8 protein-coding genes are annotated in these 14951 nt (G+C 73.2%); 4 read left to right on the top strand and 4 right to left on the bottom strand.

Annotated elements, in window-relative coordinates:
• Window positions 1-22: 22 nt before the first annotated feature.
• From IE94_RS0128950 to IE94_RS0128935, 4 genes are all read left to right on the top strand, one after another.
• Window positions 23-721, top strand: coding sequence for a spermidine synthase family protein (locus IE94_RS0128950; RefSeq protein ID WP_030190039.1), 699 nt, complete (start codon window positions 23-25; stop codon window positions 719-721).
• A 113-nt stretch (window positions 722-834) separates the two neighbouring features.
• On the top strand, window positions 835-1569 hold the full coding sequence (locus IE94_RS0128945; RefSeq protein WP_003973686.1) for a response regulator transcription factor: 735 nt from the start codon (window positions 835-837) through the stop codon (window positions 1567-1569).
• A complete protein-coding gene (locus IE94_RS0128940; protein ID WP_030190037.1) occupies window positions 1566-2690 on the top strand; it encodes a sensor histidine kinase in 1125 nt (374 codons plus the stop codon). The genes IE94_RS0128945 and IE94_RS0128940 overlap by 4 nt, the downstream gene beginning before the upstream one ends.
• Window positions 2691-2970: 280 nt before the next feature.
• Entirely contained in the window at window positions 2971-6825 is a 3855-nt protein-coding gene (locus IE94_RS0128935) for a multifunctional oxoglutarate decarboxylase/oxoglutarate dehydrogenase thiamine pyrophosphate-binding subunit/dihydrolipoyllysine-residue succinyltransferase subunit (protein WP_030190035.1), read from the top strand.
• 88 nt (window positions 6826-6913) lie between these two features.
• Here the strand turns inward: IE94_RS0128935 and fxsT are convergent, their stop codons facing one another.
• The 4 genes from fxsT to IE94_RS0128915 form a co-directional block, all read right to left on the bottom strand.
• On the bottom strand, window positions 6914-9913 hold the full coding sequence (gene fxsT, locus IE94_RS0128930) for an FxSxx-COOH system tetratricopeptide repeat protein (protein WP_030190034.1): 3000 nt from the start codon (window positions 9911-9913) through the stop codon (window positions 6914-6916).
• A gap of 75 nt (window positions 9914-9988) precedes the next feature.
• Entirely contained in the window at window positions 9989-11284 is a 1296-nt protein-coding gene (locus IE94_RS0128925; RefSeq protein ID WP_051777727.1) for an aKG-HExxH-type peptide beta-hydroxylase, read from the bottom strand.
• Window positions 11281-11565, bottom strand: coding sequence for a hypothetical protein (locus IE94_RS0128920; protein WP_106978065.1), 285 nt, complete (start codon window positions 11563-11565; stop codon window positions 11281-11283). Before IE94_RS0128920 ends, IE94_RS0128925 begins: the two co-directional genes overlap by 4 nt.
• 89 nt (window positions 11566-11654) lie before the next feature.
• The gene (locus IE94_RS0128915) at window positions 11655-14948 is read right to left on the bottom strand and encodes an SAV_2336 N-terminal domain-related protein (protein WP_030190028.1); all 3294 of its coding nucleotides are present in this window, start codon (window positions 14946-14948) and stop codon (window positions 11655-11657) included.
• Between the last annotated feature and the right edge of the window lie 3 nt (window positions 14949-14951).

The following is a 14951-nucleotide window of genomic DNA, read 5'->3' as shown; positions in this document are numbered from 1 at the left end:
CGGGCGGTGCCAGGATGGGCCGATGCCCCTCACTACCCAAGACTCCCCCGAGACCCCCGAGGTGCTGGACCGTCGCGAGGGTCCGTACGGCGAGGTGGTCCTGCGCCGCCACGGGACGCTGCTGCAGATCATCGCGAACGGCTGCTTCCTGATGGACACCTCCGACGGACGCTCCGAGCGGCGCCTGGTCGACGCGGCGGCCGACGCGCTCGCCGCCTCCGGCGGACGGGGTGCGCCGCACCTGCTCGTCGGCGGACTCGGCGTCGGCTTCTCCCTCGTCCACGCGGCCGCCGATCCCCGCTGGGGCCGGATCGCGGTGGTCGAACGCGAGCGCGCCATCATCGACTGGCACCGCGCCGGACCGCTGGCCGCGCTCTCCGCCGGGGCGCTGGCCGATCCCCGCACGGAGATCGTCGAGGCCGACCTGGTCGAGTACGTCAATGAGACATCCGACACGTACGACGCCCTGTGCCTGGACATCGACAACGGCCCCGGCTGGACCGTCACCGAGGGCAACGACGGGCTGTACGCGCCCTCCGGACTGGCAGGCTGCGTCCGCCTGTTGAGGCCCGGCGGGGTGCTCGCCGTGTGGTCCGCGCAGCCCTCTCCGGAATTCGAAGAAACCTTGCGTAATGCCGGTTTCCAACAGGTGCGTACCGAAGAGATCCCCGTTGCCCGGGGCGTTCCGGACGTCGTGCACATCGGCGTCGGGCCTGGATAGCAAAGGCGCGGTGACTCCCCGTACGCTGCTGCCCTGACGCGGATCATTCAAGCGTCGAGCGCAGTCATGGGATCACCCCACGGATTCCGGAAAGCACACCTCAGGGGCGGGCGATGGAGCAGACACAGACCTCCCACAACGGCACGGCCACCCAGGGCGCCCAGCGCCGGGTGCTGGTGGTCGAGGACGATCAGACGATCGTGGACGCCATCGCGACCCGTCTGCGCGCCGAGGGGTTCCTGGTGCAAACGGCGGGCGACGGCCCGTCCGCCGTCGACACGGCCGAGGCATGGCAGCCCGATCTGCTGATCCTCGACATCATGCTGCCCGGCTTCGACGGCCTGGAGGTCTGCCGGCGGGTGCAGGCCCAGCGGCCGGTGCCGGTGCTGATGCTCACCGCGCGCGACGACGAGACGGACATGCTGGTCGGCCTCGGCGTCGGCGCCGACGACTACATGACCAAGCCGTTCTCGATGCGCGAGCTGGCCGCCCGCGTGCACGTGCTGCTGCGGCGGGTCGAGCGGGCCGTGGTGGCCGCCTCGACGCCGCGCAGCGGCATCCTGCGCCTGGGCGAGCTGGAGATCGACCACGCGCAGCGCCGGGTGCGGGTGCGCAGCGAGGACGTCCACCTCACGCCGACCGAGTTCGACCTGCTGGTCTGCCTGGCGAACACCCCGCGCGCGGTGCTCTCCCGCGAGCAGCTGCTCGCGGAGGTGTGGGACTGGGCGGACGCCTCCGGCACCCGGACCGTGGACAGCCACATCAAGGCGCTGCGCCGGAAGATCGGCGCCGAGCGCATCCGCACCGTGCACGGCGTGGGCTACGCGCTGGAGACGCCGACGCCATGAGCCGGGGACGGGAAGCCGCACGGAGGAGCCCCGGCCCCCGAAACTCCGGGGAGCCCTGGGGCGGCGTACGCCCGTTCTCGATCAAGACCAAGCTGGGCGCGCTCGTCGTCTCGTCGGTACTGATCACCACCGGTCTGTCGGTGATCGCGGTGCACACCAAGACGGAGCTGCGCTTCATCACGGTGTTCTCGATGATCGCCACGCTGCTGATCACGCAGTTCGTGGCGCACTCGCTGACCGCGCCGCTGGACGAGATGAACGCGGTGGCCCGGTCCATCTCGCACGGCGACTACACCCGCCGGGTGCGGGAGAACCGCCGCGACGAGCTGGGCGACCTGGCCGTCACCATCAACCGCATGGCCGACGACCTGGAGGCCCAGGACCTCCAGCGCAAGGAGCTGGTGGCGAACGTCTCGCACGAGCTGCGCACCCCGATCGCGGGGCTGCGCGCGGTGCTGGAGAACATCGTCGACGGCGTCACCGAGGCCGACCCGGAGACCATGCGCACCGCGCTCGGCCAGACCGAGCGGCTCGGCCGGCTGGTGGAGACGCTGCTGGACCTCTCCCGCCTGGACAACGGGGTCATACCGCTGCGCAAGCGGCGCTTCGAGGTGTGGCCGTACCTGTCGGGGGTGCTGAAGGAGGCCAACATGGTCGCCTCGGCACGCGCGGGCATCGCCTCCGGCTCCGGCAGCCACACCCGCACCGACGTGCACCTGGCCCTGGACGTCTTCCCGTCCGACCTGACCGCGCACGCCGACCCCGAGCGCATCCACCAGGTCGTCGCCAACCTCATCGACAACGCCGTCAAGCACAGTCCGCCGCACGGCCGGGTGACGGTCAGGGCGCGGCGCGGCCAGAGCCCGGAATCCCTCGAACTGGAGGTTCTCGACGAGGGTCCCGGCATTCCGCGTTCGGAGTGGCGGCGGGTGTTCGAGCGGTTCAACCGGGGTTCGGTGTCCCGCCCGCACGGTCCGGGCAGCGACGGCGGCACCGGTCTGGGCCTCGCGATCGCGCGCTGGGCGGTGGATCTGCACGGCGGCCGGATCGGGGTGGCCGAATCCGAGCGGGGCTGCCGGATCCTCATCACTCTTCCGGGCCTGCCGTCGACGACGGGTTGACGTAGGGTTCGAAGCGGAGCGTCAAGATCCACTGCATCCGCGCTGGCGGGCACGTGTGATCAGGCACGGGCCCGCCTTTTCGAGGCGCCGGGCCCCGGTCTCCCGATCCCTCACGCAGCAGAACCTCGCTTGTTTCCCGCCATTTCCAGCGCCGAAACGCGGTCTGTGATGTGACTTACGCGACGATGAACGGGCCCAGCCTGACCTTCCGGTGCCGGTAGGCGTAGCCTTGATTCCCGCTGTCCACCATCTTGTGAAGCGGAAGAGGGCGGTTCTCGCCGTGTCGCCACAGTCCCCCAGTAACTCGAGCATCTCGACCGACACCGACCAAGCGGGCACCGCGGGAAAGAACCCCGCGGCCGCGTTCGGTGCCAATGAGTGGCTCGTCGACGAGATCTATCAGCAGTACCTCCAGGACCCGAACTCCGTGGACCGAGCCTGGTGGGACTTCTTCGCCGACTACAAGCCCGGTGCGGCGGCGCAGCCCGCGTCCGGCGCGGTGACCACGGACTCCGGCAGCACGCCACCGGCCGCCCCCGCCCCGCAGGCGCAGGCTCCCGCCCCGGCCCAGCAGAAGGCGGCGGCTCCCGCTCCCGCGCAGCCCGCCGCACCCGCCGCCGCCGCACCCGCTCCGGCCGCACCCGCTCCGGCCGCGCCCGCCCCGGCCGCGAAGCCCGCCGCCGCCGCACCCGCGCCGGCCAAGCCCGCCGCCGCGCCGCAGGCGAAGGCCGCCGCGCCCGCCAAGGACGCCGGCGCCGCCTCCGAGGGCCCCGAGCTGGTGACCCTGCGCGGCCCGGCCGCCGCGGTCGCGAAGAACATGAACGCCTCGCTGGAGCTGCCCACGGCCACGTCCGTGCGCGCGGTCCCGGTGAAGCTGCTGTTCGACAACCGCATCGTCATCAACAACCACCTCAAGCGCGCCCGGGGCGGGAAGATCTCCTTCACGCACCTGATCGGCTACGCGATGGTGCAGGCCATCAAGGCCATGCCGTCGATGAACCACTCGTTCGGCGAGAAGGACGGCAAGCCGACCCTGGTCAAGCCGGCCCACATCAACCTCGGCCTCGCCATCGACCTGGTCAAGCCCAACGGCGACCGCCAGCTGGTCGTCGCGGCGATCAAGAAGGCCGAGACGCTGAACTTCTTCGAGTTCTGGCAGGCCTACGAGGACATCGTCCGTCGCGCCCGCGACAACAAGCTGACGATGGACGACTTCACCGGCGTCACGGTCTCCCTGACCAACCCGGGCGGCCTCGGCACCGTCCACTCCGTGCCGCGCCTGATGCCCGGCCAGTCGGTCATCCTGGGCGTCGGCTCCATGGACTACCCGGCGGAGTTCCAGGGCACCAGCCAGGACACCCTGAACAAGCTCGGCATCTCGAAGGTCATGACGCTCACGTCGACCTACGACCACCGGGTCATCCAGGGCGCCGCCTCCGGCGAGTTCCTGCGCCAGGTCGCCAACCTGCTGCTCGGCGAGAACGGCTTCTACGACGAGATCTTCAAGGCGCTGCGCATCCCCTACGAGCCGGTCCGCTGGCTCAAGGACATCGACGCCTCGCACGACGACGACGTCACCAAGGCCGCCCGCGTCTTCGAGCTGATCCACTCCTACCGGGTCCGCGGCCACGTCATGGCCGACACCGACCCGCTGGAGTACCAGCAGCGCAAGCACCCCGACCTGGACATCACCGAGCACGGGCTCACCCTGTGGGACCTGGAGCGCGAGTTCGCGGTCGGCGGCTTCGCCGGCAAGTCCCTGATGAGGCTGCGCGACATCCTCGGCGTGCTGCGCGACTCGTACTGCCGCACCACCGGCGTCGAGTTCATGCACATCCAGGACCCGAAGCAGCGCAAGTGGATCCAGGACCGCATCGAGCGCTCGCACACCAAGCCGGAGCGCGAGGAGCAGCTGCGCATCCTGCGCCGGCTGAACGCGGCGGAGGCCTTCGAGACCTTCCTCCAGACCAAGTACGTCGGCCAGAAGCGGTTCTCCCTGGAGGGCGGCGAGTCCGTCATCCCGCTGCTCGACGCGGTGCTGGACTCGGCCGCCGAGTCCCGTCTGGACGAGGTCGTCATCGGCATGGCCCACCGGGGCCGGCTGAACGTCCTGGCGAACATCGTCGGCAAGTCGTACGCGCAGATCTTCCGCGAGTTCGAGGGCAACCTCGACCCGAAGTCGATGCACGGTTCCGGCGACGTGAAGTACCACCTGGGCGCCCAGGGCACCTTCACCGGCCTGGACGGCGAGCAGATCACCGTCTCGCTGGCCGCCAACCCGTCCCACCTGGAGACCGTCGACCCGGTCATCGAGGGCATCGCCCGCGCCAAGCAGGACATCATCAACAAGGGCGGCACGGACTTCACCGTCCTGCCGGTCGCCCTGCACGGTGACGCGGCCTTCGCGGGCCAGGGCGTGGTGGCCGAGACCCTGAACATGTCGCAGCTGCGCGGCTACCGCACCGGCGGCACGGTCCACATCGTCATCAACAACCAGGTCGGCTTCACCGCGGCGCCCGAGTCGTCGCGTTCCTCGATGTACGCCACCGACGTGGCCCGCATGATCGAGGCGCCGATCTTCCATGTGAACGGCGACGACCCCGAGGCCGTCGTCCGCGTGGGCCGTCTGGCCTTCGAGTTCCGCCAGGCGTTCAACAAGGACGTCGTGATCGACCTCATCTGCTACCGCCGCCGCGGTCACAACGAGTCGGACAACCCGGCCTTCACCCAGCCGCTGATGTACGACCTGATCGACAAGAAGCGTTCGGTGCGCAAGCTGTACACCGAGTCCCTCATCGGTCGCGGCGACATCACCCTGGAAGAGGCCGAGCAGGCGCTCCAGGACTACCAGGGCCAGCTGGAGAAGGTCTTCACCGAGGTCCGCGAGGCCGTCACGGCCACCTCGGCCTCGGGACCGGTCTCGGACCCGCAGGCGGAGTTCCCGGTCGCCGTGAACACCGCGATCTCCGCGGAGGTCGTCAAGCGGATCGCCGAGTCCCAGGTCAACATCCCCGACACCTTCCACGTCCACCCGCGTCTGCTGCCGCAGCTCCAGCGCCGGGCGGCGATGGTCGAGGACGGCACCATCGACTGGGGCATGGGCGAGACGCTGGCCGTCGGCTCCCTGCTGATCGAGGGCACCCCGGTGCGCCTGTCCGGCCAGGACTCCCAGCGCGGCACGTTCGGCCAGCGCCACGCGGTCCTCATCAACCGCGAGACGGGCGAGGAGTACACCCCGCTGCAGTACCTCGCCGAGGACCAGGCCCGCTACAACGTCTACAACTCCCTGCTCTCCGAGTACGCGGTCATGGGCTTCGAGTACGGCTACTCGCTGGCCCGCCCCGACGCGCTCGTGATGTGGGAGGCGCAGTTCGGCGACTTCGTCAACGGCGCGCAGACCGTGGTCGACGAGTACATCTCGGCGGCCGAGCAGAAGTGGGGGCAGACGTCCGGCGTCACGCTCCTGCTCCCGCACGGCTACGAGGGCCAGGGCCCGGACCACTCGTCCGCGCGTGTGGAGCGCTTCCTCCAGCTCTGCGCCCAGAACAACATGACGGTCGCGATGCCGACCCTGCCGTCGAACTACTTCCACCTCCTGCGGTGGCAGGTGCACAACCCGCACCACAAGCCGCTGGTGGTCTTCACCCCGAAGTCGATGCTGCGTCTGAAGGCCGCCGCGTCGAAGACGGAGGAGTTCACGTCGGGTCAGTTCCGCCCGGTCATCGGCGACTCGGCGGTCGACGCGGCCTCGGTCCGCAAGGTCGTCTTCGTGGCCGGAAAGCTGTACTACGACCTGGAGGCCGAGCGGCAGAAGCGCGGCGTGACGGACACGGCGATCATCCGCATCGAGCGCCTGTACCCGCTGCCGGGTGCCGAGCTCCAGGCGGAGATCGCCAAGTACCCGAACGCCGAGAAGTACCTGTGGGCCCAGGAGGAGCCGGCGAACCAGGGTGCCTGGCCGTTCATCGCGCTCAACCTGATCGACCACCTGGACCTGGCGGTCGGCGCCGACGTCCCGCACGGCGAGCGCCTGCGCCGCATCTCGCGGCCGCACGGCTCGTCCCCGGCCGTCGGCTCGGCCAAGCGGCACCAGGCCGAGCAGGAGCAGCTCGTGCGTGAGGTCTTCGAGGCCTGAGGTCCGGGGCTTCGTCCCCCGTCCGACCGAGGAGGCCGGCCCCGTTCCCCGGGGCCGGTCTCTTCGCGTGGGCGGCTGTCCGCCTCGGTCAGCCGAGGTAGGGCTCGAAGTCCCAGTAGGGCCGGGTGCGCTGGCGGGCGGAGAGGGTGTGCGGATGCTGCGCGCCCAGCGTCCGGGTCAGGCCCAGCAGCCCGTCCTCCTCCAGTTTCCCGGCCTCCTCGTGCTCCCGGACGGCCCTCAGGTCGGCGGCGAGGGCCACCTGGCAGGACAGCGTCAGGGGGTGCTCACCGCCCAGGGAGCGCTGCGCCCGGCGCACCGTGTCCCGGCCGAGTTCCACCGCGTCGGCGATCCGCCCGTTGAAGTTGCGCGCGCCGGTGGCGCACAGGGCGCAGCCGAGCACCCAGGGATGGTCGGGGCCCAGGGTGGCGGTGAGCCCGGCCAGGGCCGACTCGAACATGGACATGGCCTCGGCCCGCTCCCCGGCCGCCTGCATGATCAGCCCGGTGTTGGCGAGCATGCCGGTGGCGACGGGATGGGCGGGCCCGAGCAGCGCCCGGTACCCGGCCTCGGCCTCCTCGATGAGCTCGCGGGCGTGGCTGAGGTCGCCGTGCTCGCGCAGGTAGTTGCCGTAGTTGGTGATGAAGTTGAGGGTGCGGTAGTGCTCGCGGCCGTGCACCTGGGCCAGCTCTTCCAGGAGGCTCTCCATCGAGGGGCCCACGTCCTGGTACCCGCCCTCGCGGCGGCGGCACATGACCAGGTGGGTGCGGGCGCCCAGGGTCTGCGGGTGCTGTGCGCCGAGTACCTGCACATGCAGTCGGACCACCGGTTCCTGCCGGGCCATCGCCTCACGGTAGCGGCCCAGCAGCCGCAGGTCGTGCGTGACGGCACTGGCGGAGTTGAGGGTGCTGATGTGCCGGACCCGCAGGACGCTCTCGCGGGTGCCGAGGTTCTCCAGGTTCAGTTCGTAGGCGTCCCGGTACCTGCCCAGCAGGCGGAGGCTGACCCCGAGGTTGTGGCGTGCGCGCAGCGTGGTGGGCTCGTGGGCGCCGAGCAGTTCCGCGGTGCCGTCCAGGACCTGCTGCTGGAGCCGGTACGCCTCGTCGTAACGCCCCAGGCTGCGCAGGCTGTTGGCCATCGAGTCCTGGGTGACCAGCTCGGCGATCGTGTTGCCGCCGGACGCGGCCCGCAACCGCTCCAGCACGGACCGGTCGAGTTCGTACGCCTCGCGGAACCGGCCGCCGGCCTGCATGAGGTTGCTCTCCTGCGCGGTCAGGTCGAGCATCGGCTGGGACAGCGGCGCGAGCAGCTGCGACCAGCGGTCGCGGATCCGCTGGGCCAGGGCCAGGCCGGTGGTGTACTCGCCGCTGCGGACGCAGTAGCGCAGGCTGTTGAGGACCGCCTCCTGGACGCGTGGCCGGGTGCTGTCGAACGCTCCTGAGGGCTCCAGGTGCGGCAGCAGTTCGGCGTACCGCGGCCAGTTCCGGCTGTCGAGGGGGTTGCCCGGGTCGGCCTCGGCGAGCAGGGTGCGTACGGCCCGGCGGTGCGTTTCGCGGCTGTCCGTGCCGATCAGCTTGGTGATGATGTCGTGGACGAGCCGGTGCATGTGCACCGACTCCTGGTGGGGCCCCATCTCGACGCCGACCGGTCCCCGGGTCTCACGGGTGAGCACGGAGTAGTTCACCAGGGTGTCCAGGGCCCGCGTCCAGGCCGGCAGGTCCGCCGTCATCCACCGCAGCTCCTCGGGGAGGTCGGCGTGCGGGTAGGCGCGGATGAGCCCGAGCGGGATGCGGCCGGGGGCGAAGGAGGTGCACAGCCCGAGTACGTCGAGGGCCTGCGGCTGCGCCCGGCGCAGCCGGTTGAGCAGTATCGACCAGGAGGTCATGGAGGACTGCGGGAACCCCTCGCCGGTGACGGGCTCGTCCACGGTGGACAGCCGGCGTTCGCGCACCATCCGCAGGTACTCGGGCACCTCCATCCGGGACTCGCCCAGCCAGGAGGCGGCCTGCACCAGCGGCAGCGGTACGTCGCCGAACTCGGCGGCGACCTCGTCGGCCTCCGCGGCGGTGATGTGGGCGGCCCGGCGCATCAGATAGCCGACGGACTCGGCGCGCACGAAGGCCGGGACCTCCAGGATGTCGGCCCGCTCGCTCCACCCGCGGTTGCGGGAGGTCACCAGGACGTGACCGGCGCCCTGCGGCAGCAGCGTGTCGGCGCCCGCGGTGTCGTCCCAGCCGTCGAAGACGATCAGCCACTTGGCGTGCGGATCGCCGCGGCGCAGCGCGTTGCGCACGGCGCGGATGCGTTCGCCCGGTTCGCTTCCGCTGCGCAGCCCGAGTTCGACCGCGAGTTCGCCGAAGCGGTCGCGCTGGATGTTGCGATCGTCGGAGTTGACCCACCAGACGACGTCGTAGTCGGTGCTGAAACGGTGCGCGTACTCGGTCGCGAGCTGGGTCTTGCCGATGCCGGACATGCCGAGCAGGGTGCAGACGGCGGCCCCGCGCTCGGCGTCGGCGAGGCGCTGGTGGAGGGTGGTGAGCAGGTCGTCGCGGCCGGTGAAGCGCGGGTTGCGGTGCGGGACCTCGCCCCAGACGTCGCAGCGGGTGTCCGGATAGCGCACCGGGGTGGCCGGGGTACGCGGGATGCGCAGGCGGTTCAGCCCCAGCCGGTTGAGCAGCCGCTCCTCGGCGCCGTCCTCACCGATCCCCCACAGGCTGGCCGGTTCCAGGACCGCGGTGGCCGGCAGGAGCGGGCGGTTGGTGAGGTTGACGGCCGCGATGCGGTCGGCGTGCGCGGCGACGAAGCCGCGCAGCACGTCGTTCCACTCGCCGGCGGGGCGCGGGCCGAGTTCGAAGAACCAGTCGTCGAGGACGAGGAGGACGCGCCCGCTGGACAGGAGCAGGTCGCCGAACGAGTCCTCCAGGGGGACCTCGCGCGGCGGGTCCCAGCGTTGCAGGGTGGTGCGGTGGCCGTGGCGCTCCAGGCACCGCCCGATCCACGCCGCCCACGAACGGTGGTAGCCGGGGAAGACCACCAGAATGTGCTCGGACGCCGTGGCGCCGTCCGCACCGGACCGCCGCTGTTCCGTCATCACCGCTCCCGTTCCCGCCGCGTCCGCCGCGCTCGCGCACACGCTAACGCACCGAGGTCAATGCTGTGCGCTCTGTCATGTGGAGTTCCCGACCGCCGTTGCGAGGTCCGCGTGGTGCCGGTGCATCTCCTCCACGAAGTGCCGTCCCGTACAGGTCAGTTCATCGGATCCCCGGAGCACGGACAAGGCCTCGCCCACCTGTTCCCGGTACCGTCCGTAGCGCTCCGCGGCGCGCTGCCGCCAGGTCGCGGGAGCACCGGACGCCCGTTGCGCCCTCCACCACAGGTCGAGCAGGGCGAGGTGGGCATAGGTGCCCTGGAGGACCGCGGAGGCGGGCCTCGGGTCGGGGCGCCAAGCCACCCGGTGCAGGGCGCCCCCGGGCCGGCACAGGGGCACGGAGTCGTCGAGGGCGGCGAGCTTGGTGTGGTGGGTCTCGTGGACCAGTGTCTCCGCCAGCTCCGCGGCACCGGCCGGGAGCTGGGTCAGCACGGCGCCGGGCGCGGAGCGGACGGTGGCCCCCGTCGGCACTCCGCCGGCGCGTCCCGCCGCGGCGAGCGGCACCAGGGCGTGCACCAGGGCGTCCGTCTCAAAGATCCGCCCCTGATCGGTCGCCGACAGCAGGGCCCGGGCCCGACGCCACCGTCCGGCCCACGCCGGGTGGTCGGTGTGCGCGCGGTCGGCCGCGGGAACCGCCGTGGGGCCTATGCCGGGGTGCGGCACCCGGTAGGGGTCGAGGTCGTCGAGGACGGCCCTGCCGCCCGGCAGGGCGCGCAGCGCGGACCAGCCGGATCCGGATCCGCGACCGGCCCGTTCCAGTGTCCCGTCCTGCGGCCGGGTCCCGCGTCGCGGCAGGTCGACGGCGCCGTGCCCGGCGGCCTCCACCAGCCTCAGCCGGCCGTCCCTACCGCCCACCCGGGCCCGGCCCGAGGGGCAGCGCAGTACGCCCAGACCGGGCAGGCCCAGCAGCCCGGAGGGCACCCGGAGGGTGCCGGTGGCCGAGCAGCCCGCGCGGGCCGCGGCGACGACGGCGACTCCGGTCAGATGGGCCAGATGCGCCTCGAACTCCGGTCCGGCCGGCGCGGCGAGCGCCTCGGTGAGCCAGGCGCCGGTCGTCGGGTAGTCGAGCACCTCGCGCACGGCTCCCGCGTCGGTCCGCTCGGCGCGCTCCAGCAGCGCCCAGTCGTCCTCGAAGCCCCGGCGCACCGGGTGGGGCAGACGGGCGTGCTCCCGTTCGACGCGGACGAGAAGGGCCTTGAAGAGCAGCATGCGGCGCGCGTGGACCGCGGCGCGCAGTGCCTCCGTACCGGCGGGGGTGGGCCGCGTCCCGGCGAGAGCCGTGAGGACTTCGGGCGGGACGGACGCCCGGGTCATTCCCGGAGCGCCCGGATCGGGGCGGTCTCGTCGGGTCCGGCTGAAAAGGTACGTGGCTCGGCGCGGGGGCCGGGCGAGGTCGACGAGGGTTCGTTGCCGCCGGAGTACCAGACCTGCCGGGACCCGGCCGCCCCCGCCAGCACCCGGTCGACGGCCTCCAGGACTTCCGGGCGGTCCATGGCACGCAAGGTTCGCAGGTCGACGCCGTCCAACCCGGGCGGCAGCACGGTCCGCCCGGCGCCCCTGCCCGGGACGGCGGTCCCCTTCCCCTGCTCCGCCACGCTCGGCTCCTCCCCCCAAGTCCGCACCGCACGGTCGCAACGGTTGCCCAGTTCTTCCCGACCGACCGGTAACAGAAACCCCGACTGGATCAACTGCGCTGAAACTCGGCCGACTCGGCCCGTTCATCCCAGGCGTGCCACGGCGGTGCGAGGCGTCTCCACTCCTCCTCGCTCATGGCCCGGGACGCGGTCACGCCCCACCCGCTCTCGAGCCCGCGCCGCGCTTCGCTCTCCGCCCGCCGTGTGAGCTGCACCTCGTCCCAGTCCACCTCCCGCAACGCTCCCGTGAGCCGCTGCCACTGCTCCCGCGCCGCCCGGTAGGCCGCCCCGGCCGCGCTCGGCCGGCCCAGCAGCACCAGCACCGCGCCGCGTCCGTGCCGGGCCCGCGCCACCGTCACCGAGCCGGGCTCTCCCGGGTGCGCCTCCCGTGCGTCGCGCTCGGCGTTCTCGTACGCGTGCAGGGCCTCGAACAGCACGGGCGCGCCGGCCCGGTACCACCCTTCGAGGCGCACCCGGCCGAGCTGCAGCCAGGCCTCGCCGCGTACGCCCACGTCGGCCGCCGCGCGCACGGCCTGCCCCAGCAGGTGCCGGCTCTCGAACAGGTCGGGCAGGAAGCCCAGGTGCCGGAAGCGCTGGGCGAGGGCGCTGCCCACGAGCGCCTGCAACCGGCCGCGCTGCGCGGAACGGGCCGGCAGGTCCTTGAGGGCCTCCCGCAGGACGGACTCCGCGCGGTCCACGAGATGCGCGCCGTCCCCCCGGGAGGCCCTGCTCAGCAGCGACTCGCCCCAGGAGGTGAGGAGGCCGCAGCGTACGAGGCTCTCCGGCGGCGCGAGCAGCACGGCCGTCTCGTACGCCTCGTCGGCCTCCTGGGCCTCGCCCGCCGTGTCGTGGAACGCAGCCCGGGCGGCGAGGCAGGGCAGCCGCAGGTCGGGGTCGTCGCCGGCGGCCCGCTCCGCCCGCAGCAGCGCGTCCCGGGTCGCCTCCTCGCCCGCCTCGTCCGCCGAGGCGCCGCGCAGTGCCCGCGCCAGGTCGAGCAGGGCCCGGCTGCGTACGCGGGCGGGGGCGTCGGACTCGTCCAGCAGGGCGCAGCCGGGGCGCAGGTCGGCGGCGGCCTCGCCGTGGCGCCGCAGGTCCAGCAGGAACCGGCCACGGCGCAGCAGCCGGGCCCGGTGCACGGCCCGCCAGGTCTCGGCGCGCCGGCGTTCCTCGCCGGAGGCGCCCTCCGTGGGCGCGGTGCCCCGGCGGCCGGCGGCGGGCCAGGGGGGCGCGTCGGGGGCCAGGACGGCGAGCGCCGCCGTGAGGTGGGCCGGGTCGCCGGTGACGCGCCACAACGCGTGCAGCCCGGCGGCGAGTTCGAGGGCGGCCTGCGCCTGCGCGGGGCTGTGGTCCGGCGCCGCGCGGTGGGCCGCGGCCAGTTCCTCGGTGGCGGCGGCGAGGAGGTCCGCCCGGCGCTCGGGCGCCCGGCCCGCCACCGTGTCGGCCTCGGCCCGCAGCACCCGGCCGAGGACCAGCCGGGCCCGTGCGCCGTCGCCCTCGTCGGGTGCCGTGGCGGCGTCGGCCCTGGTCGCGGCCCGCACCGCGGCCTCGGCGTGCTCCCGCGCCCGGTGCAGCACGTCCGGGTCGGCCAGCGTCCGCCACTGGCCGAGCAGTCGTTCCGCCTCCGTCAGGGGCTCGGGCGTGACCAGGTCGGGCAGGTAGAAGCGCAGCACGCGGGCGGGGACGCGGGCGAACAGCTCGGCCTCGGCGCTGTCCCCGGCGTTCGGCCCGAAGTCGTCGTCCGTGAGCGGACCGGCGTCGGCGGCCCCGGCGTCGCGCCCGGCGAGGCGGACGGCGGCCAGCGCGGCGAAGTTGCGGGTGCCCTTGCCGAAGCGGCGCTCCACGTAGTCCGAGCAGTGCTTGAGGACCAGTCCGGCGGTGTCCTGGTCGAGGGTGGACAGCAGCAGGTCCTGCACCCGGCCCGGGTAGGTGAAGCAGGGCTGTTCCTCCGTGCCGGGCAACCGCCGCAGCAGGCCGCCCAGCAGGACCTCCGCCAGTTCCATGGGGCCGGTGTCGGGGAGCATGGCGCGCTGGACGAGTTGCATGACGGGCAGGGTCAGGGGGGCGGCGGCCAGGTACACGGCGAGGCGCAGCGCCCCCGGGGAGGCGGTCGCCCGGAACGCGCGGACGAGTTCGTCGTCGCCGCGCGCGACCGTGCCGGCCGGGGCCAGCGGCGCGGGGCGGTGCGCCGTCCGGGCGGCCCAGGCGCGCTCGCTGGTGGGTCCGGTGCCGGCCAGCAGCCGCGCCCAGGTCTCGAACGCCTCGGGTGTCGGCTGGAGCACCGGTACGGCCGTGGCGGGCGCGTCGGGCTCGTCCCACGGCTCGTCGTCCGGGTGGAAGGTGAGACGCCCGCCGAAGTCGGCCGGCCGGACCAGCAGTCCGGGCTCAGCGGGCAGGGCCGTACGGCCCCACAGGCGCGGTGGCAGCGGCTGGACGATGGCCAGGGGCGAGGAACGCGGCCAATCCCGCAGCAGCCGCTGGGCCCCTCCGCTCTGCCAGAGGGTGCCCACGCAGTCACTGACCAGCAGGGTGACGGAGCGGCCCGAGGGGTCGTGCAGCTCGTCCGGCGAGCGCAGCGGCGGCGGACGGCCGGGTCCGGCGGCCGGACCGATGGCCGGGTTCCCGGCGGCGTCGGCGTACAGGTGGTGGACCCGGACGGCGGCGAAGGCCCCCGACTGCTGACAGGCCTGGCGCAGTTCCTCGACCAGTTGTCCCCACACGGCCATCGCGGGTCCGGTGTCCATCAGGAGGCGGATGTCGCACCGCCTGCTGCGGCCCGGTCGCCGTACGGGCAGGACGAAGCCGGTGACGGCGGCACGCTCGGCGGTCGCCTCCTCGTCGATGCCGCCTTCGGTGAACCCGGTGCCCGTGGCCCGGTAGCGGCCCAGGGTGCGCAGGGCCTTCTCCAGGCCGAGGAGACCGGGCAGCGCGGTGGCGGCGGGGGCGCGCACCGGAAAGGTGGCGTGGGTGCCGCCGCCGTCGCCCCGGCCGGTGACGGCGCCCGCGGCCCGCAGCGGGACCGGGGTGGACGCCCTTGTTCCGGGGGTGGTGGGATCGTGCCGTGCCGCAGCGTCTCCGCCGGCCGGGTCCGACGGCCCGGGTGGCGGTGGGGACGGCGATCCGCCGTCCGGCTTGCCGACCGGTTCGGAGTCGGAGCCCGAGTCGGTGACGGTGTCGGGGTCGGTGGTGGGGTCGGTGGTGGGGTCGGGGCGGCCGACGGCGGCGCGGGGCGGTGCCGCGCCGAGTCGGCGGGCGAGCCAGACGGCGTCCGCCACGTCCTCGGCGGTGACGTCGAGGCCGGCGCGGCGCAGTCGGCCGATCAGCTCCTCCAGCGGCGCCCCCTGCATCGG

This window comes from Streptomyces violaceorubidus (genome assembly GCF_000717995.1).
Taxonomy (GTDB): domain Bacteria; phylum Actinomycetota; class Actinomycetes; order Streptomycetales; family Streptomycetaceae; genus Streptomyces; species Streptomyces violaceorubidus.
Note: the sequence above shows the minus strand (reverse complement) of the source record. Positions and strands in the feature narration are given on the sequence as shown.